The 26,982-nt window shown below is 34.5% G+C and carries 22 protein-coding genes; 13 read left to right on the plus strand and 9 right to left on the minus strand.

The genetic code is table 11. From position 1 onward, the window contains the following. Position 1: 1 nt before the first annotated feature. Positions 2–1,630 carry an amidohydrolase gene (locus tag M0D21_RS20030; protein WP_248332806.1) on the minus strand — a complete coding sequence of 543 codons (1,629 nt, stop codon included), beginning with the start codon at positions 1,628–1,630 and terminating at the stop codon, positions 2–4. Positions 1,631–1,850: 220 nt separating this feature from the next. On the opposite strand from M0D21_RS20030, the gene M0D21_RS20035 reads away from it, so the two are divergent. The 3 genes from M0D21_RS20035 (at position 1,851) to M0D21_RS20045 (ending at position 4,467) form a co-directional block, all read left to right on the plus strand. Continuing rightward, positions 1,851–2,999, plus strand: coding sequence for a hypothetical protein (locus M0D21_RS20035; RefSeq protein ID WP_248332808.1), 1,149 nt, complete (start codon positions 1,851–1,853; stop codon positions 2,997–2,999). Positions 3,000–3,012: 13 nt separating this feature from the next. Then, positions 3,013–3,336, plus strand: a complete 324-nt coding sequence (locus M0D21_RS20040; RefSeq protein ID WP_248332810.1) for a hypothetical protein — start codon at positions 3,013–3,015, stop codon at positions 3,334–3,336. A gap of 114 nt (positions 3,337–3,450) precedes the next feature. Beyond that, a complete protein-coding gene (locus M0D21_RS20045; RefSeq protein ID WP_248332812.1) occupies positions 3,451–4,467 on the plus strand; it encodes a YaaC family protein in 1,017 nt (338 codons plus the stop codon). A 57-nt stretch (positions 4,468–4,524) separates the two neighbouring features. Here the strand turns inward: M0D21_RS20045 and M0D21_RS20050 are convergent, their stop codons facing one another. From M0D21_RS20050 to M0D21_RS20070, 5 genes are all read right to left on the minus strand, one after another. Continuing rightward, positions 4,525–6,318, minus strand: coding sequence for a DUF885 domain-containing protein (locus tag M0D21_RS20050; RefSeq protein WP_248332814.1), 1,794 nt, complete (start codon positions 6,316–6,318; stop codon positions 4,525–4,527). Positions 6,319–6,437: 119 nt separating this feature from the next. After that, positions 6,438–6,746, minus strand: a complete 309-nt coding sequence (locus M0D21_RS20055; protein ID WP_248332816.1) for a hypothetical protein — start codon at positions 6,744–6,746, stop codon at positions 6,438–6,440. Positions 6,747–6,914: 168 nt separating this feature from the next. After that, positions 6,915–7,727 (minus strand): M23 family metallopeptidase, encoded by an 813-nt coding sequence (locus M0D21_RS20060; RefSeq protein ID WP_248332817.1) that lies wholly within the window; start codon positions 7,725–7,727, stop codon positions 6,915–6,917. Positions 7,728–7,809: 82 nt separating this feature from the next. Next, entirely contained in the window at positions 7,810–9,552 is a 1,743-nt protein-coding gene (locus M0D21_RS20065) for a TonB-dependent receptor (protein ID WP_248332820.1), read from the minus strand. 28 nt (positions 9,553–9,580) lie between these two features. After that, positions 9,581–12,601, minus strand: coding sequence for a tetratricopeptide repeat protein (locus M0D21_RS20070; protein ID WP_248332822.1), 3,021 nt, complete (start codon positions 12,599–12,601; stop codon positions 9,581–9,583). A 298-nt stretch (positions 12,602–12,899) separates the two neighbouring features. Between M0D21_RS20070 and M0D21_RS20075 the strand changes: the two genes are divergently transcribed. Further along, positions 12,900–13,583 (plus strand): cell division ATP-binding protein FtsE, encoded by a 684-nt coding sequence (locus M0D21_RS20075; RefSeq protein ID WP_248332824.1) that lies wholly within the window; start codon positions 12,900–12,902, stop codon positions 13,581–13,583. A gap of 691 nt (positions 13,584–14,274) precedes the next feature. Here M0D21_RS20075 and typA read toward each other — a convergent pair. Further along, complete coding sequence (typA, locus tag M0D21_RS20080) at positions 14,275–16,074, minus strand: translational GTPase TypA (protein ID WP_248332826.1); 1,800 nt, start codon at positions 16,072–16,074, stop codon at positions 14,275–14,277. A 215-nt stretch (positions 16,075–16,289) separates the two neighbouring features. Between typA and kdsA the strand changes: the two genes are divergently transcribed. Both kdsA and aqpZ read left to right on the plus strand, forming a co-directional pair. Continuing rightward, a complete protein-coding gene (gene kdsA / locus M0D21_RS20085) occupies positions 16,290–17,114 on the plus strand; it encodes a 3-deoxy-8-phosphooctulonate synthase (RefSeq protein ID WP_248332828.1) in 825 nt (274 codons plus the stop codon). A gap of 209 nt (positions 17,115–17,323) precedes the next feature. Then, positions 17,324–18,010, plus strand: coding sequence for an aquaporin Z (gene aqpZ / locus M0D21_RS20090; protein WP_248332830.1), 687 nt, complete (start codon positions 17,324–17,326; stop codon positions 18,008–18,010). 46 nt (positions 18,011–18,056) lie between these two features. On the opposite strand, the gene M0D21_RS20095 is transcribed toward aqpZ, so the two are convergent. Continuing rightward, complete coding sequence (locus M0D21_RS20095; protein ID WP_248332831.1) at positions 18,057–18,413, minus strand: DUF1801 domain-containing protein; 357 nt, start codon at positions 18,411–18,413, stop codon at positions 18,057–18,059. Between the two features lie 95 nt (positions 18,414–18,508). Here M0D21_RS20095 and M0D21_RS20100 point away from each other — a divergent pair, with 95 nt between their 5' ends. The 7 genes from M0D21_RS20100 to M0D21_RS20130 all read left to right on the plus strand — a co-directional run bounded on the left by M0D21_RS20100 (position 18,509) and on the right by M0D21_RS20130 (position 23,245). After that, the gene (locus M0D21_RS20100; protein WP_248332832.1) at positions 18,509–19,114 is read left to right on the plus strand and encodes a hypothetical protein; all 606 of its coding nucleotides are present in this window, start codon (positions 18,509–18,511) and stop codon (positions 19,112–19,114) included. Between the two features lie 34 nt (positions 19,115–19,148). After that, positions 19,149–19,445 carry a winged helix-turn-helix domain-containing protein gene (locus tag M0D21_RS20105; protein WP_248332833.1) on the plus strand — a complete coding sequence of 99 codons (297 nt, stop codon included), beginning with the start codon at positions 19,149–19,151 and terminating at the stop codon, positions 19,443–19,445. Positions 19,446–19,495: 50 nt separating this feature from the next. Next, positions 19,496–19,813 (plus strand): hypothetical protein, encoded by a 318-nt coding sequence (locus tag M0D21_RS20110; RefSeq protein WP_248332835.1) that lies wholly within the window; start codon positions 19,496–19,498, stop codon positions 19,811–19,813. Beyond that, positions 19,810–20,460: a DUF1361 domain-containing protein gene (locus tag M0D21_RS20115; RefSeq protein WP_248332837.1), complete on the plus strand. Its 651-nt coding sequence runs from the start codon at positions 19,810–19,812 to the stop codon at positions 20,458–20,460. The genes M0D21_RS20110 and M0D21_RS20115 overlap by 4 nt, the downstream gene beginning before the upstream one ends. A 36-nt stretch (positions 20,461–20,496) precedes the next feature. Beyond that, positions 20,497–21,852 carry a cell envelope integrity protein CreD gene (gene creD / locus M0D21_RS20120; RefSeq protein WP_248332840.1) on the plus strand — a complete coding sequence of 452 codons (1,356 nt, stop codon included), beginning with the start codon at positions 20,497–20,499 and terminating at the stop codon, positions 21,850–21,852. Between the two features lie 205 nt (positions 21,853–22,057). Continuing rightward, entirely contained in the window at positions 22,058–22,666 is a 609-nt protein-coding gene (locus M0D21_RS20125; protein ID WP_248332841.1) for an RNA polymerase sigma factor, read from the plus strand. 81 nt (positions 22,667–22,747) lie between these two features. After that, positions 22,748–23,245 (plus strand): DUF192 domain-containing protein, encoded by a 498-nt coding sequence (locus M0D21_RS20130; protein ID WP_248332843.1) that lies wholly within the window; start codon positions 22,748–22,750, stop codon positions 23,243–23,245. Positions 23,246–23,286: 41 nt separating this feature from the next. Here the strand turns inward: M0D21_RS20130 and M0D21_RS20135 are convergent, their stop codons facing one another. Beyond that, positions 23,287–26,976 (minus strand): starch-binding protein, encoded by a 3,690-nt coding sequence (locus tag M0D21_RS20135; RefSeq protein WP_248332845.1) that lies wholly within the window; start codon positions 26,974–26,976, stop codon positions 23,287–23,289. Positions 26,977–26,982: the final 6 nt, after the last annotated feature.

Raw genomic sequence — 26,982 nt, forward strand, 5'->3', positions numbered from 1 at the left:
CTTAGTTACCGTAGACTTGCTCTCCATTAATATATGTTGCCTTAACCTTAGTATTAGGGATTTTATCCTCTTCGATTTCCATAATATTATCTTCAAGGATAACAAAATCAGCAAATTTACCACTGGTAATACTTCCTTTTTCTGTTTCTTCAAAATTACTATAGGCTGCCCAAATGGTCATTCCTTTCAGGGTTTCTTCTCTACTTAATGCATCCTCTTTCTGAAAACCGCCTTCAGGATATTGTTTAAGATCCTTTCTCGCTACCGCAGCATAAAATGTATAAAATGGGCTTACGTGTTCTACAGGATAATCTGTACCAAGTGCCAGCATCCCTGTTTTATTTAATAGTTGTTTATAAGCATAGGCTCCTTTTATTCGCTTCTCTCCCAATCGTTCATCTGCCCAATACATATCACTGGTGGCATGAGTGGGTTGCACACTCATTACCAAGTTATTATTTAAAGCTTCAAATTCTTCTGGCGCTACTACCTGTGCATGCTCAACTCTCCATCTTCTATCTGACTTGTTCTGTAGTACATCATAGTATGTTTTCATCACCACTGCATTTGCAGAATCTCCAATAGCATGTGTATTCATTTGAAAAGGAGAGCCTGCTAATCGTTTAGCCAGAGTTTTAAACTCTTCTACTCCAATTACCATAGCTCCATGATGATCTTCTTTATCACTATAAGGAGCTTTCAATACTGCTCCTCTAGATCCAAGAGCTCCGTCGGCATATACCTTAAAAGAAGATACATTGAGTTGATCTGTTTTATGCACACCATTTTTAAGATATAAATCAACATACTCAGGTACATTGCTTACCATAACATACATTCTTATTTTTAGAGCTTCCTTTTTCTGAAGACTATCTATAATTGAGATCACTTCTGGACCAAGGCCTGCGTCATCTACTGTCGTCAATCCATAACTAAAATTTATCTTTTCCGCATCTTTCAAGGCTTGAATCTGTTCTTTAACTGTAGGTTTTGGAACCACTGCATCAACCATACCCATTGGAGTATCTACCAACACTCCGGTAAGTTCACCATCTTTTAGGATCACCTCACCTCCAGGAACCTTAGTTTCGGCAGTAATACCAGCCATATCAAGTGCTTTTTGATTTGCTAGCATTGCATGTCCATCCACCCTGCGAACAGCGACCGGAGTATCTGGAAATAGACTATCTAACCTCTTTTTGTTCGGAAACTCCTGAACTTGCCAATCATTCTGATCCCATCCCCGACCAGTAATAAATGTCACATTTTTTTGCTTCTGGAAAGCTATGATGCGTTCCAGCACCTCATCATAGCTCTGCGTACCTACAAGGTCGACCTTCTGTAGTTGCATTCCTAAATTGTAGAAATGACAATGAGCATCAATTAAACCAGGAACTATAGTCTTTCCATCTGCATCAATGGTTGTGTCTGAAGAATATGAATTTAATATTTCTTCACTACTACCTACCCCTATAAACTTACCATCTTTAATAGCAAAAGCTTCTGCTTTTGGGTTTGCATCTTCGACAGTATAAACATTGGCATTAATAACAACCAAATCTACTGGCTCAGGTTTCTGACATGAAATAATGAATAAAGAACTAATGAATAAAAAAGCAATTTTCTGCATAATATTGTTGAGTTGAGATGTGTTTTAAAAGGCTAAAAATAGCGATTCACCAGAAGTGAAAAGGTTAAGGTTTTCTTAATTTGAATACTGTTTCCCTAGACCACCTGTTTAGAAAACACCCTAGTAGGCACTAAACATTTAACTTTACTATAAGAAATAAAACCATAATTTTATCTGTAATAGATACTAGCTCATCTTCGCTTATACTAAATCAGGTAAAATGAAAGGTTTCAAAACTGCACTCCCAAACGTTTTTGTCATCATATATAAAACTGTATTCTTGTGTTCTATTTTTTTGGCTCAATCATGTCATAAGTCTATTGATATTGAAAATGAAAAGCAAAAAATTCAAGCATTGATTGATTTAACTGAACAAGCACATTATAAAAAAGATGCAGAGTTATTTTTTCGGCCTAATGCTGAACAATGGTATGATGTAAGAAAAGGAAATGTGCAGATCGTTAATAAAGCAAATAAAATAAAAGGCACTCAATCTTATTTGGAGGCAATGGATTTTGATGAAATGATTAAACGCTCTGACCCTATTATTGAAATTTCTGATGACGGAACAATGGCAAGTTATATTGGCTCTATAACAGTTAAAGGAGTTTTGGGCGAACAACCAGTTTATTGGTTAGTATCCTGGCAAAATGTGCTTAAAAAAATTAACGATCAATGGAAAATTATAAGCACAGCAAATACAGAAGCTGATGAAATTACCACTACACTACATATTCTTGATCAGGTAAAAATACATTTAGGTTTTGTAGACGCTGCTATTCCTTCATCTATTTATGCATTGGCGCACTGTGAAGGTCCCGAAAAATGGTTTAAAACTCTTATACTATCTCAAAAAAATGATGGTAGAATGGAGCAGCTTTATGATCAAAAACATATCATTTTAAAACATGGAAAAAATTCCTCATGGAGTAAGGATTTAATAACAAACGAAGTTAATAAAAATTTAAGCCCTGAAGTAACACTTTTTACTCGAGCTCATGAGTTACATTGGTTAAGCATCGCACCAGAGACAAGATATAAAAATCCTAGATTCATTGGGTTTACCCAATTTAAGAACCAAAATGCATTTCACATTCAATTCAAAAACAGTATCGACCAACCAGTAAATTTTTATTACAGTTTCGATTCTTTTCTTCCTCTTGGATTTGATATTACCATCAATGATTCTGGAGAAAAAGTAACCACTCTTTTTGAAAACTGGCAGAAACAAGGAGCTTTTTTTGTATTTCATAAAGCTAGTTTCATTCAAGCTCAAGACACGTATAACTATGATTTTGTGGACATCAAAATAAATGCAACGTCTGTTCAAGATATGAATAACAAAAACGCTATGATTAAACAACTCTAATAAGATACATACTATGTGGGAAGAAAAATTAGCAATCTATGATCAACTCATAGCAAAGTGTCCCAGATTTGAAAGAAAAGGAAAAACCATGCCTTACACCTCGGCCAATGGATATATGTTTTCTCTCTTTAATAAAGCTGGAGAAATAGGAATACGATTTTCTAAAGAAGTACAAGAAAAATACATGAAGGAGTTTGAAACTACCTTTTACAAATCATATGGAGCTACTATGAAAGGCTATGTACTAATTCCTGAAGTAATGTTGAAAGATCTTGACAAACTAGCTCAATACTTAAACGAAAGCTACGACTATGTAATGTCTTTAGACCCAAAATGATAATATACACCCATCAGATCGATACCTATAGTTGCAAGTAAAAGCCCGGTTTAACGCACCAATTTTATTAAAAAAACTTTAGCTTTATACACTATTTTATAGCCAGCTTACAGCATGACAGAACTAAAAGAAAAATACGGATTCCCTTTATTTACAAAAGAAACAAATTTGGTCTACCTAGGCCATGAACGAAAACTTATTATATCAGATGTTTGGGCATTTTGGGATTATGTCATTAAAAAGAAGAATACCGATAAGAAATTTTTACTTTCTCTACTTGAGCAGGCCAAAAACTTCTACAACGCTGCAGAAAATGCTCCTTTAAACACAAAACCTTTACTCTTTTACTATTCATTTCTTAACCTTGCCAAAATAGTATTGAACTTAGAATATAACTATGGTCAGCACATCAACTATCTCCATGGAATAAGTGAGCGTAATAATAATACATTTCATAAAAGTGGGGTAACCTTACAACCCATAGAGACCAGCAAAATAAAAGTAGCCTCAGAATTGTATCGATTGTTTAATGGTGTAACTATAGAAACCAATACCACGATTAACCTCAAGAACCTACTCTCACATTGTGTTGGTATTCACAGAGCATACAGTGAAATTTATAGAAAAAATGAAGCTTTTTGTAAGCTGTCTAAGACCGAATATTTCAAAAACGGTAAAGAAATAGGGATAAAAGCCAAGATACAATGTGATGGTCGTGATATTTCGAGCTTAAAAAAACTGGGATACAATATTGAAAAAATAGATGGTATCCCATATCTTATTGAGACCTTACAAACCGATAGGTATAGCCCCGCACGAGAAGATTATTATATGCTATCGCAACAAATCTTGAATAAAGGAATATGGTATTATGTAGGAGATAGCGGTTACAATATGTACGTATCCAAACAAAAACAACATCGATATCCGACCGAGATGATTATTTATTGCACCATCTTTTACTTAGGTTCAATAACCAGATATCGACCAAATCTATTTAAAGAGATTTTTAATGATATGGAACAATGGTTGATGAGTGAGTTTTTAACAACACAACCGAAACAATTTCTGTATCTAACCACTGCAAAAATGCTAGGACAAAAGGTATTAAAAGCGTATACAAGTTTCTAAAAAATAAGCCTTAAGAACAATATTGTTCTTAAGGCTTATTTTTAAGTTAAATTTTGACTATTTACTTTTTGCTATCCAATCGTTGATTTTATTTTCGAGTAATGCTAAAGGAACACAACCTGTTTCCAATACTTGATTATGAAATTGTCTGATATCAAAAGTATCGCCTAGTTCTCTTTCTGCTTTACTTCTTAATTCTCTAATTTTCAACTGCCCTATTTTATACGATAAAGCTTGTCCAGGATTTGCCATATATCGTTCAATTTCAGAAGTAATCCCAGCTTCCGATTCGGCTTCATTATCTAAAGAATATTGAATCGCCTGTTCCCTGGTCCATCCCTTGGAGTGCAAACCTGTATCAACTACCAAACGAATGGCTCTATGCATTTCAGCTCCTAACATTCCAAAATACTGATATGGATCTGTATAGAGGCCCAATTCTTTTCCGAGTGATTCGCTATAGAGCGCCCATCCTTCACCATAACCACTATACCATAATGTCTTTCTAAACTTTGGTAATTCCTCACTTTCTTGAGTTAAGGAGATTTGATAATGATGCCCAGGAATTGCTTCATGTAAAAATAAAGATTCATCACTATAAGTATTATATTTCTTTACTTCCGGAATTGGAGTATAAAAAACACCAGGCCTTGTACCGTCTAAAGAGCCCGGATTATATTCTGCACTAGCAGATTTTTCCCTAAACGCTTCGGTACGACGTACTTCAAAAGGAGTCTTTGGTTTTAAATCGAATAACTTTTCAATTTGAGGCTTCATTAGATCATGAATAGCGTTAAAGTTATCGATTACTTGTTGTGGTTCGGTAAAGGGCATTAGTTCTTTCTTGTTTCGTACATGATCAAAAAAAGATTTCAAATCACCTTTAAACCCTACTTGTTCTTTTACTTTTTCCATTTCAGAGGAAATTCGTGCAACTTCAGAAAGCCCAAGTTTATGAATTTCATCTGCAGTCATATCTGTAGTAGTATACAACTTGATCTGATGATTATAGTAATTCTCTCCATTAGGAATATTGGCAATACCTGAACTTTCACGACCAGCGGCCAGATACTCACTGTTCATAAATTCATACAAAGAAGCATAGGCTGGAACAATCTTCTCCAGTACCATGTTGGTATAAACTTCGGTTAATCTTTTTTTATCTTCCTCGGAAAAGTTTTCCGGAAAATTTTTGGCAGGTGTATAAAAAAGATGTTCATCAAGGTTAGTAACTGTTAATGCTTCTAACTGAGGAAGTACTTTTACAATTAAGGACTTCGGTAAAACGTAGCCTTCTTTCATTCCTTCCTGCATTTTGGCTTTTGCAGAAGCCATCCACCCAAGATAACCTTCTAAGCGTTTTAACCAATTATGATAGTCTTCTACAGTTTTAAAAGGTTGTGCACTAGCACCGCTTGCCAACTGGCCCATTACCAAATTTATTGACCACATTTGATCAATTGGAAAATAATCACTTTTGAAATTAAAAGCTGCCAGGTTCATATCACATTCCCATTTTAAAATGGCCTTTGTCATTTTCTCACTTCCCGATAATGATGTATCATCAAATTGAGATAATTCTTCTTTATACTTCGTATAATATCCTTTTAATTTATTTACGGTTTCCTCTGCAAGTGGATTAGGGAATTGATCATTAAAACGATTATCTCCGGTGAAGGTAGCTTGAACAGGATTTAGTTGTAATCCCTCCTCGTAATAACTATCCAACATTTCATTGAATTTAGCACTTATATCAACTTCTTCATGGGAAAGACCCTCAGTTTTAGCTTCTTTTTTGCATGCTGTAAAAGTTATGGTCAAAATCGTTATGGCCATTATTTTTCTGATCATTTTTCTTCGTTTTTATTTGAATTACGAAAGATAATGAAAGCAATAAGAAATGAAAGAGCTATTAACAATCTTTATATATTCAAACGATATGATACGACACATTAATAGTGCAAGAAAAACTAGAATATCATTAGTCTTTGATATAAACTTTTAATACTGTATACAAAACGTTCTAGCGCAAAAGAGTATAACAACACATTTATAACTAGTCCTCCTAAAATACCATACAATCCGTTTATAAGTTCATTATACCCTAACCCATTTGTTGGAAAGTTAAGTATGGGATATAACTTAATTAAAAAAGTCGTCGTAGGAGTAAAAACTAACGTTTCTTGTTCATATGCATTATTAAGTATACTACATACACCAGCTAAAACAAACAACAAAGCAAAAAGAGTGAACCAGGTATTCAAGTTGATATTTCTCATTTTATATAGTATTAAAAGTTGATACTGATAAACCTAAATTAGATACTGCAAGGTATCGCGGTTTATATATTCTTAAAACACTATAAACAATGAAATCAAAACACCTGAAAACAGGGGGTGACTATAATCGCAAGTTAATCCTCAAGCCTTTTCCCAATAAACTACTTCTTAATAGTATCGGGTATATTGCTCTTTTTCTGATAAAATGATGGCTTCCTTTCCTCTACTGGTCAAGAATTTTGTTTTCAATGTGACTCTTTCTTTTAGTCGCTGAAAGAAAACCACAAAGTGTAGATGAGGACCTGTCGCCCAACCCACATCACCACTATAACCAATAAACTGTCCCATTTTAATGGCATCACCCTCTTTTACTACGGCACCGTTTTTTTTAATGTGGGTATACTCGGCAAATGTACCATCACTATGATACACCAGAATAAAATTATTGAATTTGGCACATTCTGAGGTTGTACAACTTTTCTCGAAACTCTCTTCGATTTGAATAACCACACCTTCTCTAGCAGCATAAATCTTAGTACCAGTGGGCATTTTAAAATCTAAAGCATATTCGTTTTGATGTGAGATCTTACCATTGTAACCCTGCGATAACCAAAACGTAGCACCTTTTTCAAATGGTAATTGATATTTAAAATCTTCATCATATGCCGTTAGATTATGGTTTCCATGGTTATAAGTAGATTCGTAGCCTAGTTTTATACGTTTTTTCCTATCGATTACAGTTAACTCGGTAATTACATACTTTTTAGTCCTTGGCGGTGCTACAAAAACTTTATTGTTCCCATTGGATGAAGCTAAGTTTTCTAATCTAAAGTTCATCAGAGCTGATACGGGACTATACTCATCATTATCTGCCAGTATGGTAAATCCATTAGGAGTTTCTTCGTAGTACAGCTTAAAGTTTTTCTGCGAAAACACCAAAGTTGAAATCAAACCAAAAAGGAATAGTAAAAAGGTTCTCATAGGGGTCATTTTTACCTAAAATACAACAAAAATTATACCCAACGTAATTTTAGTTATCAGAAGATCAACAAAATAAGATTCCCTAATAATTAAACTTATACGTAACACCTCCTAAAACCTGTATGCCTTGAACCGGGAAATTCACCCAACGTTCATAGTTTTCTCCCGCTAGATTGTTTCCTTTAACAAAGAAAAGAAGTTGATCGTTTAATCGATATCCCAGGTTCACATTGGCATCGAAATAACTATCTAGGGTAACCGTTGGTAAAGGTAAAGTAGGAACAATAGCAACCTCGTTATTTATATCTTTTCGTTCTCCTACATAAAACAACTGCGCTCCTGTAAACCACTGCTTACTAATTTGATAATCCAACGAAATAGATGCCTTAACATCGGGTAAATTCCAAGCTTCTTGCTCATCCTCATTATCATAATTAAAATACTCTGCTGCTACCCCCAACTTGAATTTTTTATTGATTTCAAAATTAAGTTCACCATAGCCCACTAAAGTAATTACATCATCATATCGATAGGAAAAAGAATTTCCATAATCATATCCTTCTAAGGGAACAACAGCTCTTTGGTTATTTACAAAAAGTGGTTTTTCATCTTCAGAAATATAACTCCCTCTAAAATTATAACTTACTACATCAGAGAATTTTCCTTTTAGCCCAAAATAGGCATCATATAATCTGTTGGTAGGCTCTATTACCAAAGTAGGAGATACAAATGGATTGGTTTGCACTGCATCTCTATAAGAATTCTGAATAAGGTCTCCTTCTAATCCCCCATAAGCAATTACTGCATCATCGATTAACCTGTAAGATGCTGTTATCTTGGGATAAATAAAAAGATCGTTATCACTATTTTCGGTATCTATACTATAATATACCGCGGCTCCTAAATTCACAGTAAGATTATCTTTTAAAATAACCAAACTTGGGTTTACACCTACGTTTAAAATTCCATAATTATTTGGTGTCTGTAAAATAGGATCCAAATCTCGATCAAAACTTCCGCTCAGGTAATCGACTATAAAGTTTGTAGTAATTAAGGAATCCCCTATTTCAAACTCAAAAGTAGGTTTTGCAACCACATGATGCTCTACAGAACTCAAAGCATCTCCAAAAAACTGATATCGCAATGAAGCTTTTTTAAAGTACAGATCATCAAACTGTAATTTCCCTCCTAATCTCACTCCAAAATAATTTTGTTGCGGATCAATGGCATTAATCTGCTCCTGGGTTAACGCGGGTGTTTCTGGCAAACCATACCAATTATACAACTGATGTTCTGCTCCTAACTCTAACCCATACGTATATTTTCGAGTTCTGGATGTATAGTTAAGATCTAAAAATGTATTATAAAACTTATCGTCTAGGGATATCTCTTCTATTCCTCCCTGAGAAGAATTATGATGCAAATACAGGCCTACATTATCAGATCGATTGAGCTGAAAGTTGCTATAAAATTCTGCCAACGCAGAAGTAAAATTCCCAAATCCCAAAGTAGCATAATTATCAAATATCTTAATGGGTTTAGGTCTATCAATATTTGCAGCTCTTCCCTTTGCCGGCGTGTATGTTGAAGCAACAGGAACTGAAAAAATACTATATCGAATATCCTGTTTCTTTTGTGTAATAGAATCGTTGAGAATTGGTGTAGATTTTACCTTAAACGCATCACTAATGGTAGGAGTATATGCTTTAACGATAACTACTCGTTCTGTTTCTAGAGTTTCATCTTCTTTTTCTTGCGCCAAAGTTCCCCAACTTATTACGCTTACACAGATAAAAGTAAATACGTTCTTAAAATACTTCATCATAAAATACAAATCGTTTTAAAACTGATTATTACTGTTCGGTTGTTTGGATGGATGAATTAGTTTTTGCCTCTTCGGCTTTGATTTTTCTTAGTTCAACAGTGGCTTCATCGACTACATCAGGATAATCAGCAAAATTCTTAATAACGCTCTCCAAAATATAGGTTGCCTGATACGCATCTTTAAGTCCGTAGAAATTTTTAGCCATTAACACTAAGCCTTTGGAACCATATAAACGATATCCAGGATAATCCTTGGCTAATTTTTGAATGGTAATGTTTGACTCTTTAAAATTATTATCCAGATTCTTGAAGTACGCATCATAATATAATGCTTCTGCTGCCAACTCCCCTGTAGCTATTTTTTGAACCTCTGCATATGCTTCTTTTGCCCGAATCAAATTATTAGTTTGTAAAGCTGCACGGGCAGTAAATATTTTAGCATCGCTTTTTACATCATTTTGAATTTTAGGATTAGCCAAAACTTTATCTGCATATGTTATGGTTTCTTGATAATTCAATAACTGGTAATGCGATTTCATTAAGTTTGATTGCGCAAAAATGATATTTTGAGGATAATCGGCATCAATTTCAAGTCTTTGCAGTATTGGAATTGCTTTTTCATAGCTGCGATTCTCAAGGTGTATTTGAGATAGTCTTGCCAAAGCTTGTTCTGTAAATTCATTACGATCACTTTGTAACACAAACTCATAATGCGGAATACTTTGATCTTTATCACCTCTTTTAAAATATAATTGTGCCAGTTGAAAATGACTTTTTAAAGCATGTAAACCATTTGGAAATTCGTTAAGGTATTTTTCAAAACCATTAATGGCTCCGGTTTCGTTGTTATCAAGAAACTGTTTTTCGGCAGCTTCAAAAGAGGTATTATCGAGATCTGCATCACTTACATCAACAAAACTTAAACCTTTTACCCATGATGCGTATTCGTCTGTTCTTCCCAAATCGACATAGATTAATCGTGCTGTATTTACTGCTTGTATCGCTTCATCTGTTCCTGGATAGTCGGCAGCTACACGTTTAAACTTAGATAATGCTCTATTACTTTGATCACCATTGTAAAAAACTAAACCTTGTTTCAATAAAGCTTTAGGCACATATGAGCTTCTAGACATATCTCGTATTAAACGATCATAAGCTTCAATCCCTCTATCAATTTTGTTTTCAGAAATATATACATCTCCCAAAGCAAACATAGCATCGTCACGGTATGTAGATCTAGTGTATTTTTTTAAAAACATTTCTAAATCTCTAATCTTCTGATCGTTCTTATTAACAAAACCGTAGCTTATAGCCTTTTGATAGTGTGCATAATCTGCATCGGGACCATTTTTTTTAATCGCCTTATTGTAAGCTTCCATGGCTGGCCAATATTTACTGGATATAAAATGGCTATCTCCCAGTCTTAAATAGGTATCTATTTCTCTAGCCTCATCTAGATCAGCTTCCTTAGAAAACGCTTCAAAATACTTTGCCGCTTGGGTATATTGTTTCAGTTTAAAATAGGTATACCCAAGATTGTAAGACAGTTGCTTATATTCTGTAGAAGTAGAAGCACCTGCACTTCCTTGAAAGTCTTTAAATCCTATAAGAGCTTGATCAAAATCGTTTAATAAATAATGCGCTTCGGCTTGCCAATATATGGCTCGAGAAGTAAAGATAGGATCAACCCGATATTTCAACGATTTATCAAAAAATTCAATAGCTTCGTTAAGGTTATTCTCGTTGTATAGTTCTATAGCTCTATAAAAAGCTACTTTTTGATATACTCCTTTATCGGCAAAATTTCGACTCTCCTCAAGAAGATCCATAGCTTCTCGATAGTTTTTTGAAGTGATATAAGAACTTATGAGTAACTCTTTGATCTCTTCTTTATATTCTGTGTTGGGATACTCATCTAAAAATCGCAGTAATACTCCAGGAGTACTTTCATAGGAGTTTCCTACATCATAACTAAGCTTACCATAATTGTAAAGGGCATCTTCATTAATTTTAGCATCAAAATTCATTTCTGAAGCATTTTTAAATGCATTTAACGCCTGCTGCTTTTGTCCGGTATTTAAATATGATTCTGCTAAATGATAATATGCATTTTGAGCGGTTGCATTTCGACCATCTACAATTTTATTGAACTCGGAAATTGCATTTTCATAATCCTCATTTTTGTAATAGGCATATCCTAGATAGTAATAATCAGTATTATTCCATTTTCCTTTTCTACCCCGATATGCCTTTAAATATGAAATCGCTTTTTCATATTCTTGTAAATTAAAATAGCTCTCCCCAATGATTTTATTTAATTCTGATTTCTCTGAGGGTTTAGATTTTGGTAGTTGTGATAATCCTTCTTGTATCGCTTCTTCAAAATTACCCGATTTGAAATTCATATCACTCTGAAAGTAAGACAAATTTTTATTATACTCATCTAAGTCTTTAACCTCATCAAAAAGTTTATCGGCTTCCTGATAATTATCTCCTTCATATGCAATAAAACCTAAATAATATTTTGCCTTAGCACCATACTCTTGAGAATCCTGAACTTTTTTCAGGTATTTTTTTGCTTCGTTGAATCGTTGAATTTTAAAGTAGGCATATCCATAATTAAAATTGAATTTTTCCTGTTCCTTACGGCTTAAATTAGACGTATCTACCTTGTCATACCATTTTCTGGCATAGGCATATTTTCCATTGTCAAAATAATAGGTAGCAGCATCGAGATAAGCAGAATTTCGCTTAATACTAGTGGGGTATTTCTCAACGAAATCTTCCAGAAGTTGATCGGCTCCTTTTTGGTTTAACCAAACAGCGCAATTGGCAATATAGTAGGTACAATCGGCATCAATTTTTTCGTCATCTACTTGATCTCTAACTTTATCAAATAAATTTTGCGCTGCCAAAAACTGATTATTATTATATAACTCCAGTGCTTGGTTATACAGTACCAATTCATTTGTATAAATTGCGGATTGCTGTGCAGAAAGGCTTGCATAAAGGCCAATCACAAAAAGCATCGAGGTGATGTATTTGTTCATCTAACTAAGTATTACAATCAAAAGGTAAATATCGTTTCCCGCGAATAAATTTTGTGTTAAAGATAGCCTAATCTTCATACTAATAACGAAAGATTTTGAAGATAATTACACTTAAACATATAATTGTTTAAGACCAATATGAAAAAGAAACTCAAAGTGAATACAAAAGGGGTAACAAAATATTTATTCTTATTCACTGTTATTGAATAAGAATCCTCAAAAACAATCTGCCAACCTAATTTTTTATGCGAAAACTTTTTACTTTTACCAATATTATTAATCTTCAGAATCATAAACTATGTCTAATACGGTATTAAACCTCAAAAACGCTTCTATCTACCAGAGAGAAAGTCTCATTTTATCTGATGTTAATGTAGAAGTAAATAAAGGAGATTTTGTTTACCTAATCGGAAAAACGGGTACTGGGAAGAGTAGTTTTATGAAGACTTTATATGGAGATCTTCCATTGTTAGAAGGTGAAGGAAGTATTGTAGATTTTGACCTACCAAGTTTGCAAGAAAATCAAATTCCATTCTTACGAAGAAAACTGGGTATCGTTTTTCAGGATTTTAAACTGCTAAACGACAGAACTGTAAAAGATAACCTCTTGTTTGTATTAAAAGCCACCGGTTGGACTGATGAAAAAGGGATGGATTCTAAGATTGACGATGTTCTGGACAAAGTGGGTATGAAAACTAAAGATTTTAAGTTTCCCTATCAATTATCTGGAGGGGAACAACAACGTGTGGCTATTGCCCGGGCCTTACTTAATGACCCTGAATTGATATTAGCCGATGAGCCTACCGGTAATCTTGATCCACAAACTTCTGTAGAAGTTATGGAAGTACTTCAGGACATTAACAAAAATGGAAATACCATCCTCATGGCGACTCATGATTATGCTTTACTGCTAAAATACCCTTCTAAAACGTTAAAATGTGATGGAAACAAAGTTTTTGAAGTAGTACAAAGAAAGGGATAACAACCCTACACTACGCCTTTCTTGCTTTCAAAAAATAGTAAAACCGTCGAAAATTGCGTATTTGGTCGAAAAAAAATTACTTTTTACCGATTATTTGTTGTTTTTTACAAGTTACACATGGATGTATATTCTTACATTTGTAATGTAGAATTGAAGGAATCATTTATGGCAATTCGCCCCAAAATACCGAAAGCCCCCAAATGAATTACCCGAATACATTGGATTAGCCCCCAAAATCATACCCCAATTTACCCCAAAATATCGATAAAAAATCCTGAGCTTCCCCCAGCTTAGGATTTTTACATTTTATATCATTCTTAATAGCTATTCTTTAGAATTTTATAATCAAAAAATACTTAAAGGATAAATCAATAATTTCCAGGTCAAAGTCTTAAAGTTTTTATAAATCTTTCTGTTTTATGGAACTTGGTCTAGTTAGTGTAGTCTTTATGTAAAGAAGAAGTATTTCTTCGAAAAGGTTGAAAAAGGGATTAATTTAAAAAAGTATGGTTATGAAATTATTTTATGGAATCATGATCGTAGATCTAAAAGCTCTCAAAGGCTTTTTAAGACAGTTACCGGGGGCTAGTAGATATGCGATGAGAAGATAAGCATTTTATTATGTTTGTGTGAGATGAAAAACCCCTAAGCTACTTAGCTTAGGGGTTTTTGTATATAAAAAGGTTTATATCTACACTATTTTATTTCGTTTTCGCTCTACTTCGGTCAAGAAAATCTTTCTTAATCTCAAATGGTTTGGAGTAACCTCTACCAATTCGTCTTTTTGAATATATTCTAAGGCTTCTTCTAGTGAAAACTTAATCGCAGGTACAATTTTCGCTTTATCATCTGCTCCTGCAGAACGCACATTCGAAAGTTTTTTGGTTTTGGTAACATTTACGGTCATATCATCTCCACGAGAGTTTTCTCCTATTACCTGTCCTTCATAAATATCTTCTCCCGGATCGATAAAGAACTTTCCTCTTTCCTGAAGTTTATCTATAGAATACGGAATAGCAGTTCCTTTTTCCATAGAAACCAAAGAACCATTAATTCGTCCTGGGATATCTCCTTTTAACGGCTGATACTCTTTAAAGCGGTGTGCCATGATGGCTTCTCCCGCAGTTGCTGTTAAAAGCTGGTTTCTTAACCCTATAATTCCTCTTGACGGAATTAAGAATTCACAAACCATTCGCTCGCCTTTAGCTTCCATACTTAACATTTCCCCTTTACGAAGTGATACCATTTCTACAGCTTTTCCAGATACATGTTCTGGTAAATCAATAGTTAACTCCTCGACTGGTTCACATTTAACGCCGTCTATTTCTTTAATAATAACCTGAGGTTGTCCAATTTGCAATTCGTACCCTTCTCTTCTCATAGTTTCAATAAGAACAGACAAATGCAGTACCCCTCTTCCAAAAACCATAAATTTATCTGCACTATCGGTTTCTTGAACTCTAAGTGCAAGGTTCTTTTCAAGTTCTTTTTCCAATCTTTCTTTAATATGGCGTGATGTTACAAACTTTCCATCTTTACCAAAGAAAGGCGAATCATTGATGGTAAACAACATACTCATCGTTGGCTCATCGATAGCTATGGTTTTTAATCCTTCAGGGTTTTCGATATCGGCTACAGTATCCCCAATTTCAAACCCTTCTAAACCTACCAATGCACATATGTCACCAGCTTCTACTTTTTCAACTTTACGCCTTCCAAGTCCTTCGAAGGTATGAAGCTCCTTTATTTTTGATTTTATAATACTACCATCTCGTTTTACCAATGAAACTTGCATTCCTTCGGTTAACGTTCCTCTTTGTAAACGACCAATCGCAATACGTCCTGTGAAAGAAGAGAAATCTAATGAGGTAATTAGCATCTGTGGTGTACCTTCTTCAATCTTAGGTGAAGGAATATGCTCGATCACCATATCTAATAAAGGTTCAATATTATCGGTTTCCTTTTGCCAGTCTTCACTCATCCAATTGTTCTTAGCAGAACCATAAACCGTAGGAAAATCTAACTGCCACTCCTCTGCTCCTAGTTCAAACATAAGGTCGAATACTTTTTCATGAACTTCATCTGGGGTGCAGTTTTCTTTATCAACCTTATTTACAACAACACAAGGTTTTAGTCCTAAATCTATTGCTTTCTGAAGTACAAATCGAGTTTGTGGCATTGGCCCTTCAAATGCATCTACCAAAAGTAATACTCCATCTGCCATGTTTAAAACACGCTCCACTTCTCCTCCAAAATCGGCGTGACCAGGAGTATCAATAATATTAATTTTAGTTCCTTTATAGGTTACCGAAACATTTTTTGAAGTAATGGTAATACCTCTTTCACGTTCCAGATCATTGTTATCTAAAATTAAATCTCCAGTATTTTCATTCTCACGAAATAATTGACAATGGTACATAATCTTATCTACCAGCGTAGTTTTACCATGATCTACGTGAGCAATTATTGCAATATTTTTTATAGCTGTCATAAACGCCTCATTTTTAAGGGTGCAAAGGTACGAGTTATTTTGACAGGTTGTATATGAAAATGTAATTAATAAAATAACCATAATACAACATCATATTTAGATAATCTTACACCCTCATCATTTTTCTAATATTTTCTCTCCATTTTTACTTTTACGATGTATTGTTTTACTCCAAAAATGAAAAGGTTTATCTTTGCTTTCTTTAAACAAAACATATGGATCTTTCTAATATTAAAAACATAAAAAATCTTGATGCCAATAACTTTTTTCTTCTGGCAGGCCCTTGTGCTATAGAAGGTGAAGAAATGGCTTTACGAATTGCTGAAAAAGTAGTTGAAATTACTTCAAAGTTGAAAATACCTTATGTTTTTAAGGGCTCGTTTAAAAAGGCAAATAGAAGTCGTATCGACAGTTTCACTGGAATAGGAAATGAAAAAGCGCTTAAGATTCTTAAAAAAGTAGGTGAAACTTTCGAAATTCCTACCGTAACAGATATTCATGAGAATGAAGACGCGGCTATGGCTGCTGAGTATGTAGATATATTGCAAATTCCTGCCTTTTTGGTTCGTCAAACAGATCTTGTTGTTGCTGCAGCCAAAACTGGTAAAACTGTAAACCTTAAAAAAGGACAATTTATGAGCCCTGAAGCCATGCAACATGCGGTTAAAAAAGTTACAGATAGTGGTAATGACAATGCCATGATTACTGATCGTGGTACCATGTTTGGGTATCAGGATATGATTGTAGACTTCAGAGGAATTCCGACAATGAAACAATACGGCACCACAGTATTAGATGTCACTCATTCGTTACAACAACCTAACCAATCTAGTGGTGTTACTGGAGGCCGCCCGGACATGATAGAAACCATTGCCCGTGCAGGGATCGTTACTGGTGTTGATGGTCTTTTTATGGAAACTCATTTTGACCCTGCAAACGCAAAGAGTGATGGAGCCAATATGCTACACTTAGATCATTTGGAAAAACTACTGAGTAATTTGGTAAAAATAAGACAAGTTGTGAATCAAATTCACTCCTAAAAATCTCTAAAACTTAAGATTACGGATGCATAACATCCCAGTAATCGAAGAAAACTACGTTATATCGAATTCTAAAGCAAATTTCAAAAACCTCGTCTTTTGAAATTTGCTTTTTTAGTAACTTACCTTGTATTCTACTCCCCTGATTGTGAAATTTTCGTTAGGATTATCACTAATACCTAATTAATAATAACTTAAACATCACGATTATGAAAAAACTTATTGCCGAGTTTATTGGCACATTTTGGTTGGTACTAGGAGGATGCGGTAGTGCTGTATTAGCAGCTGCTTTCCCCGAATTAGGAATTGGCTTCGTTGGAGTATCTATCGCTTTTGGTCTAACTGTACTTACCATGGCTTATGCCATAGGACATATTTCAGGTTGCCATTTGAATCCTGCGGTATCTATAGGTCTTCTCATAGGAGGACGATTTGACAAAAAAGATCTCATACCCTATATTATTGCACAAGTTTTGGGAGCTATTGCCGGTGCAGGGGTTTTATATGTTATCGCTACCGGTAAAGCGGGCTTCGAAGTAGGAGGATTTGCCGCCAACGGATATGATGAACATTCTCCTGGAGGTTATACCATGCTATCTGCTTTGGTCACAGAGGTAGTTATGACTTTTATGTTTTTAATAATCATTTTGGGCGCTACTGATTCTAAAGCGAATTCCAAATTTGCAGGTATCGCTATTGGACTAGGTCTTACTCTTATTCACCTCATAAGTATTCCTGTAACAAACACCTCCGTAAACCCTGCTAGAAGTACCGGTCAAGCAATCTTTGCTGGTGATTGGGCCTTAGGGCAATTATGGTTGTTTTGGGTTGCTCCAATAATAGGTGCAATTCTTGCAGGCATTGTCTACAAATTCTTGTCTCCTTCAAAAAATTAAAATACATAATTACGCTATAGAATCAACCGATTGTATAGCGTAATTTTCAGTAAAACTTCTTGTGCTTTACCTCATATGCGTCTTTTAAAACATCTATTAAAATAGTGCTATCAATATCTTCAACACTGGTATATCGTAATGATTTCATCACCTTGCGCCCAGCTGTAGTCATATGTTCCAGATGTTTAGTTAAGTGACCTGCATTCCAAAAACCTACATCTACATATCCTTTGGTGTGATTAAGATAACAAAACGGTCTACCTTCAATATAATAAAAGGGTATTTTGTATTTGTACATAAGCTCTACTGTGGGAACTGTGGTTTCTATAAGAACCTGAAGATGAAGTAAAATAGACTTAAAAGGTTCAGGCTGATCTAAAATATAGGCTTCGGCAGGGTTCATACTTCAAAAATAAAACTTTCTAAATACCAAATACAAAAATTAATTTGTTCAATTCAAGAAATTGTTTTTACTTTGTTTTTCAAAGTACTTTTAAAATGAGCACAGAAGATTACTTAAAAGACATTACAGAGATTAAAGATATGATGAACAAATCATCACGTTTTTTCTCATTAAGCGGGTTATCGGGTATTATGGCAGGAGTCTATGCCTTAATCGGAGCTGCAGTAGCTTATTATTTGGTAAGTATAAGCGGTAGAGATTATCTTATTCTCGATGGTAAAATATTTAGTTACATCCTGCTTGACTTAGCAGCAGTGGCATTTTTAAGTATAATTACAGTAATATTTTTGAGCACCCGTAAAGCAAAAAAGAACAATGAAACGCTTTGGAATGGTACTTCACGCAGACTATTAACTGCCTTTCTTATACCCTTAATTACTGGAGGCATTTACATTCTTATAAAAATATACAGCAATCATTACGGTCTCACAGGATCTTTAATGCTTATTTTTTATGGCTTGGCTCTTGTTAATGCTTCGAAATACACCATTGGTAACGTAAAATATTTGGGCTATATAGAAATTGTTTTAGGTTTGATTTGTGCTATATTTCCAGGGTATGGTTTTTGGTTCTGGGTGATGGGATTTGGAGTAATGCATATTATCTACGGAAGCTTGATTTACTTTACACACGATAGGTAAATTAATTTCACGAATTTAATAGTCCAAAATGCTAATGAAAAACATTATAGGTAATATAAATAAAGCTTTTGACCACCGAATACGGCTAGGAATCATGTCGATTTTAATGGTGAATGAATCTGCAGACTTTAAAATTTTAAAAGAATTATTAGGAGCCACCGATGGTAACCTAGCTAGTCATACCAAAGCATTAGAGAAGGAAGAATATATCGTTGTAGAAAAATCATTCATAGGCCGTAAACCCAATACCAAATACATTGCGACAAAAAAAGGGCGTGAAGCTTTTAAAAAACACGTAGATGCAATTGAAAAACTACTAAAACAAAAATAATTTTTTTTATCATTTTACTTTGAATTTCAAAGTACTTTAAAAATAACAAAATGAAGATATCACAAAAAATCAACAAGAATGCTTTACTCACAGCTTCAATAAGCTTTTTGTCTGGCACCCTACTCTTACTGTTTTTTCTTATTTCTCAATCGGGATATATTGTAAAAATTGGTATTCTTTATGTGCTCATAGCATTTGTGTTCAACAGTATTACCCTAGTTGGTTTGCTTGCCAACTCCATTATCAATTATCATCATTACCGGGAGAACCTACTCACAATATCCCTCTTTTTACTCAATATCCCGATAACGATTGGATACATCTTACTCGTAGAGCTAAATCCTTTAAAAAACATAATAGCATCATGAATCTCATTTATAAGCAACTACCCTTTATAAAAGGGTTTATAATATCAGTTGGTTTTAGTCTAATACTTCTTCTTATAAGAATTATAAAAACAGATTCTGTCTTTTTCTTATTTCTCGTCTGGAATTTATTTCTGGCCTGTATCCCTTATGGAATCACTTTTTTATTAAGTATTAGAAAAATCAAAAACATCTTCTTTTGGTTGGGTTTTATCATATGGCTAGTGTTTTTACCCAACTCCCCCTACATTTTGACAGACCTGCAACATATAAGAATAAGCACATTACAATCGGTTTGGTTTGATGTTCTACTCATCTTATCGTTTGCTGTAAATGGGGCAATCATTGGCTTTACATCTCTACAAATGATGCAAGAACTATTAAGAGAACGCGTATCCAAAAAAGCTACCAATATCATCATACACGTTACACTACTTTTATGCGGATTTGGGATTTATCTTGGTAGAATCTTACGATGGAATAGTTGGGATATTATTCAAAATCCCTTAGGTATTCTTTCAGATATTTTGAAAAGATTCATTTTTCCCATTGAGCATATAAACACTTGGTCATTCACCATCGGATTTGGTGGTTTCTTGATGATCATGTATCACTTTATACAGCAGTATAACAAAAATCGACAGCAGTAATCTCCAAAATATTAATAAACTATAAATTTTATATCTATGGAAACCCAAAAACAAAAAAAGTCATTCGGACAATGGATCAAAACTTCAATTACCATACGCATGCTAATGGTAGGTATACTCATCTTAGTTTTACTCATTCCTTTATCATACATTAAAAACTTAATTAGAGAGCGATCTTTCCGACAAGAAGAAGTAGTTAAAGAAATTAATCAGAAATGGGGGAATGAGGTACTTCTATATGGTCCAGTATTGAAAATCCCATATCAAAGCCACCATCTCAAAAAAAGCTGGGACGACAAGACCAAAGCATATATAGAAGAAGATATTATCACTGTACATGATGCTTTCTTCTTTCCGAATACTTTAGACATAGACAGTAATGTAGAATCTGAAAATCTTGGAAGAAGCATTTATGAATCTGTAGTCTATACGGCAGATATGAAAATAAAAGGGTCTTTTACAGTTCCAGATTTTGAGCAACAAGATATTGATCAAAAGGATATTTTATGGAACAAAGCCACCATAATCGTTAACTCAACAAACTTAAAAGGGATTAAAAGCAATCTAGAATTACACGTTGGTTCAGACGCCTACCCATTACGATCGAGATACAGTCAAAACTCCTATACCAATACACTGGAAACGCAATTTATAAAGAACACTTCCTTGCCTCGGGAAAACTCTATTACCTTTACTATGGATCTTATTATCAAGGGCAGTGAACAGTTAAGGTTTATTCCTGTTGGAAGAGAAACCAATGTTTCTATGACTTCAAATTGGGCTTCTCCAAGTTTTAATGGCAACTATCTTCCTGATACCAAGACTAAAGAAATCACAAAAGATGGTTTTAAAGCTCAATGGAAGGTGCTACAAATTAACAGAGAATTTGAACAAGATTTTTTTGGACAGCTTCCTGAAATCAACTCTTCGGCCTTTGGTGTAAAACTATTGATTCCAGTAGATGAATATCAAAAAAGTGAACGTGCCGCAAAATATGGATACCTGGTTATAGCACTTACATTTCTTGTGTTCTTTTTGATACAAACCATAAGTAAAATCAATATTCACCCCTTTCAATATCTTATGATTGGGTTAGCGCTTACCATGTTCTATACCTTACTCCTTTCAATTTCTGAACACTCTAGTTTTTTATATGCTTATTTAGTAGCAGGTATTGCCGTGGTATTACTTATTTCTATGTATTCTAAAGCCATTTTGCGAAGTTTAAAATTTATGACTTTTATTGGGCTTTCATTAACCGGGCTTTACGCATTTATTTTTGTAATCATTCAATTAGAAAACTATGCACTTTTAGTAGGAAGCATTGGTTTATTCATCATTTTGGGAACCATCATGATGGCTTCCAGAAAAATTGACTGGAAAAACGACTAAATACCGAAATTAAAACAGTTTTAGCAAAACACTCCCTCAAACTAGAATAGATATACCCTTTACTCATTCAAAGGGTATATCTACTCAATATGCATTGTCATTTCTTATCACGGTCTATACCTTAACCATACCTAAATAATCAGAGCTGTTTATCTTCTTTTGACAAGCACTTTGATTGCTAACTCACAGAAATCACTAACTAACTATGACAGCTAAGACTAATCAAGATATCGTACTCGATATACTAAAGGGTGACAATAGAGCTATAAAAGAATTTTACAAAAATAATCTCCCAACAGTAACCCAACATATTTTACAGAATTCAGGAAATAAAGAAGATGCGTACGATATATTTCAAGATGCACTAGTGGTGATTTTCAAGAAGGCCAGGGAAAATAGTTTAGAAATTACAGGCTCTATGCAATCATATTTCTATGGAGTTTGCAAAAAGTTATGGTTAAACAAACTTAGAAAAAATAAGAAGCTAATCTTAAACGAAAAACTACTTCAAAATCATAAAGAAGAAAATACCATAATAGAAGATATTGGAGCTATTGAAAAAGATATATTATACAAAAAATACTTCCATAAACTTCATCCTGATAGCCAAAAGGTACTTCATCTATATTTTGAAGGTAGTTCAATGAAAGAAATCGCATATATCATGGGGTACTCTGAACTCTATGCTAGAAAGAAGAAATTCAAGATCAAAAAAAGACTTCTCAAAATGATAGAAAAAGATCCTTTGTATTTAGAATTTATTTCTTCAAATAAACTACGACCCAATATCGAACTTCATATGATACCTAAATAAGTGTAACCTCTTTTTAAACCAGGCGATAAACTTTTGTACTGTAACTTTTTTATATACTTTTAATCCTGTAAAATTAGACTCATGAAAAAACCCATTTATATTGCAATTATTGTATGCCTAGCCCTACACTTATTTTCTTGCAAATCAGATAAAAAAGAAACTAAAAATCTAGTAAAAGAAGTAACTTTCACCAAAGAAGGAGAACTTACACTATATCATCTTAAAGATTCTATTTTTGAGCCTATTACTAAGTTAAACATTGAAATAGCAGATGACGAGTATCAAATACAAACAGGGTTAATGTACCGTAAATCGATGCAAAACGATAGAGGGATGTTATTTATGTTTCCCGATGAATCACCGCATTCTTTCTATATGAAAAACACAGAGTTCCCCCTAGATATTATATTTATCGACTCAAAATACAAAGTAGTAAGCATACAAAAAAACGCGCAGCCACTTGATGAAACATCTCTTCCATCAGAAGGACCTGCACAATATGTATTAGAAGTTAATGCCAAATTAACTGATACCTGGAACTTACAGAAAGGAGACTCTATTTCTTTTCAGAAAAATTAATATCAATCCCCCTGAACCATAGTGATTCAGAGGGATTATTTTTACTTAACTATTTTAAAGACACTATTTATTTCTGAAGTTCCAATTTTCAGAAAATACACTCCTTTAGCCACATCTAGTGGAATTGAAACTTTGCCAGTTTTTATAGTCATTATTTCATTAAACAGAAGCGTCCCTTTAATATCCCTAATCGATACATTTATTGCTTTTAAACCCGACGAAATATTAAAGTTGATTGCAGCATTAAAAGGATTGGGATAAGGTCTGGAAATACCCAAATCTGATATATCTTTAAGCAGCCTGGTACTCTCTGGGTTACTTACCCAACCATTATCGTACCAACCTTCTTCACAAATATCCAAGTCTTCAGTTTGTTGACTTCCATTATTACTAAAAATAACATTGGCACAATTCACTCCTTCCAAAACATACTCATACCAACCATCACCATCATCATCGGTCATTTGTACCCCTGGCCATACGGTTGTTAATACAGCAGGAGAAGTATTCCAATAATAAAGAGATACTTGACCCCAATTTGTACTGTTGTTATTGTATCTGATAATCAAATTACCTGAAGGAGTATCGCCAGGACAAGCGGTAGGGCAGGTATCATACCACTGATTGGTCGTAGGATCAAACCACCCTGTTCTATCTCTACTTAAATCATCAGACTGAGAACCATTACCACTTGTAAACACAATACCTATTGCCGAAGTTTCTGTGACTTCATAGCTATACCATTGGGATGCTTGTTCTCTTGACATTGTTCTTCCCGGCCAAGACCACCCTGGTAGTGGCTGATTAGTATTTCTATTGAATAGATATACATATACATCATTCCAATTTGAAGTATTTCTATAATACAATGTATACGATTCTAATTCGTTGATTACATAATTTTCGCTGATACTATTAGACACTCCAGTTACATTATAGGCCACAGCTCTTAAAGTCGTATCTTCTGTTATTAATATTTCACTCTGATACTCCTCACTTGATTGATTGGGTTCTGAACCATCTAAGGTGTAATAGATAACTCCATTATTGGTAGCTTCCAAACTAACAACTATAGTTCCATCATAGGTTCCTCCATTTGGATTTACAGAAAGTACAGGTTCTGGAAGTTGCCCAGGACAATCTGAAGGGCAGTTATCGTACCATAGATTTTCTGAAAGTACAAACCAACCATCACTATTTCTAAATTGATCATCAGATTGTTCTCCAGAACCGTTTGTAAATACCAAACCTACTTCTACAGATTCTGCAATAGTATAAAGATACCATGGAGAAGCTTGCTGCTGAGTCATTACTCTCCCAGGCCAGGACCAACCAGGCAGCGCACTATTATTATTTTTATCAAAAGCATATACATACACTGTATTCCAGTTTGATGTATTTTTGAAATACACGTTATATTCTGGCAAGTCTCCAAAAGAATAAGAATTGGTAACAACCTCAGAAATATTCCCCTCAGAATCATATGCGATCACTTTTAAAACTACGGAATCACTCGTGGGACCACCAATAGTGAACGGATTCGAATATACTTGACTATTATTTGTTGGATCTGTACCATCTAATGTGTAATATATAGATACTGAAGCATTGTCTGCTGTAGTAGATGCATCAAGGACTATTTCTATCTCATCATCATAATTTCCAGAATCTGGAGAAACCTCAACAGTAACTTCATCACTACTATTAAAATCTCCTACATAAACATGTTGAATTGGTGTTTTAAACACATTCCCTTTTGTGTCTGTAGCTTCTACATAGTAATCAACTAATACATTTGACAACCCTCGTATTTCAGCATAACATAAATCTGCAATTGAAGTAGGCTCTATAAAAAAGTCTATTTCCGGATCTTGAGTAATATTGCCCTTAGGAAACTGTTTTTGATCCATTGAAATTGTGGTCCATGAACTCACTCCTTCTCCTCCAACATAGGTTTCATTGGAAGTATCGGCCATAGGATTTTGTCCATCATTATCTGTTCTATATTTTAACACTACAGATGCTAACCCACTTACATCATATGCAAAGGTCCATATATGAAAGTCTGAAGAGTTTTGTACTTCTTGGTATGCATAAATAGGCCCAAAGCCTTTCCCTCCTGGATTATATGGGAATCGTTGCGGAATAAAAACTGAAGGAGGAGTAGTATCTGTAGTGACAGAACCTCCCAAGGCATCCATAGCATGATCAATAGCAATATTACCTGCAAGCGTTTGTTTTACCTCCATATCGATTGATTTTCCATAATACATATATCCACTGGTCAATGAAGGTAAGAAAAAGTGCCATGCTTTTTCTACACTAGAAGCCCCAAGAGAAGGGTCTATGATTTTGGCAATATCGACACCAGAACTATTATCTTCGGCTGTAATCACATAATTTTCGGCTGCGGTTATCACTGCCCAGTTTCTGGCATCTTCTGTCCATCCGTTAGGATCAAACCTGTAATCTGAAGTATTGTAAAGTGGCCAAAGCCAATTTATGAATTGTGGGTGACCCCAATCGTTTGCTGCATTTACCCAGGAACCATCTTCTACTTTTACAATATCATTTTCTGGAACAGGATACGAATTTAGAAATTGTTGTATAGTCGTTGGGTCATATCCTTTTGATGCAGCTTCATTGGCAAAGCCTGGAACTGATTCCTGATAATAGCTATCTCCTCCACCCCAGGCATTATCCCCATCGTGCGCCAACAAAACAATTGAAGGTTGGCTGTTTGTACTGTATGGTTTGATATGATTATCGATATCAGTAGTTCCCATTGAGCTAAAACCATTTTGATAACTCAATAAATCAGCCATTGGCACCACATCCATTTTAAATGCTTGTCCAGTTTCGGGATCTATATATTGCGCTTTGTGTGCTTGATAACAATACGGCGCTGCAAAAGTACCTCCCCTACCATCTATTTGGCCTTTCCACCAGTTATTACCATTTGTAGGTACTTTATCTGCTTGGTTTGGAGGATCAATATTAACTCCAGAGGTACCATAATCCAAGGGATAATCGTTCAAGGTCCTTGACAGATGACTGTTTGCAATCACCGACCACTGAAAACCTTCTTGTACCAATACCTTGATTATTCTTTCTGAAAAAGAACATTCTGCCGGCCAAAAGCCTTTTGAATATTCTCCGCCAAAAGTTTGATTCATGATGAATTTGTGAGTTTGCAATTCCATTCTTAGTGCGCGTTCACTAATTAACGGAGCTAGGGCATGATGAAATGTAAACCCAGTTAAATCCATTCTTGGTTGTCCACCCGATGTTTTCCAGTTTTTTGCCTCAATGAAGTTATTTTGCCACCCTTGGCTATATCCCCATGCTCCAGCATTAGCCAGACTATTTACATTCTCTATCAAGCAACCAGAATAATTTACTTGAGCTCCTCCATTTGGCAGCCCTAAAAGTGTTTGAACAGAGTTTTTTGGCCCATACTGATATGCCTTTACCCTATCATTTTTACTAAATATTTCTTCAAGATTATTAAGCGGGTGACTTTTCCCGTCATCATAGACATTCCATGAATCTCCGGAGTTTTTCAGATTGAACGACTCCCATACGGTTTGATAACGATTTGGGGTTGCCTTACTTTTTTCAGGCCAATAATTGGGTTGTTGCATATGCCACAAATAGGACGTATGCACTTCTTGTGCTATTATTCCTGTGCAAAAGAATAATAACACTACTAGTAAAGTGTTGTTTTTCATATTTCT

Origin of the sequence: Aquimarina acroporae, from assembly GCF_023195925.1 — a bacterium.
Taxonomy (GTDB): Bacteria; Bacteroidota; Bacteroidia; order Flavobacteriales; family Flavobacteriaceae; genus Aquimarina; species Aquimarina acroporae.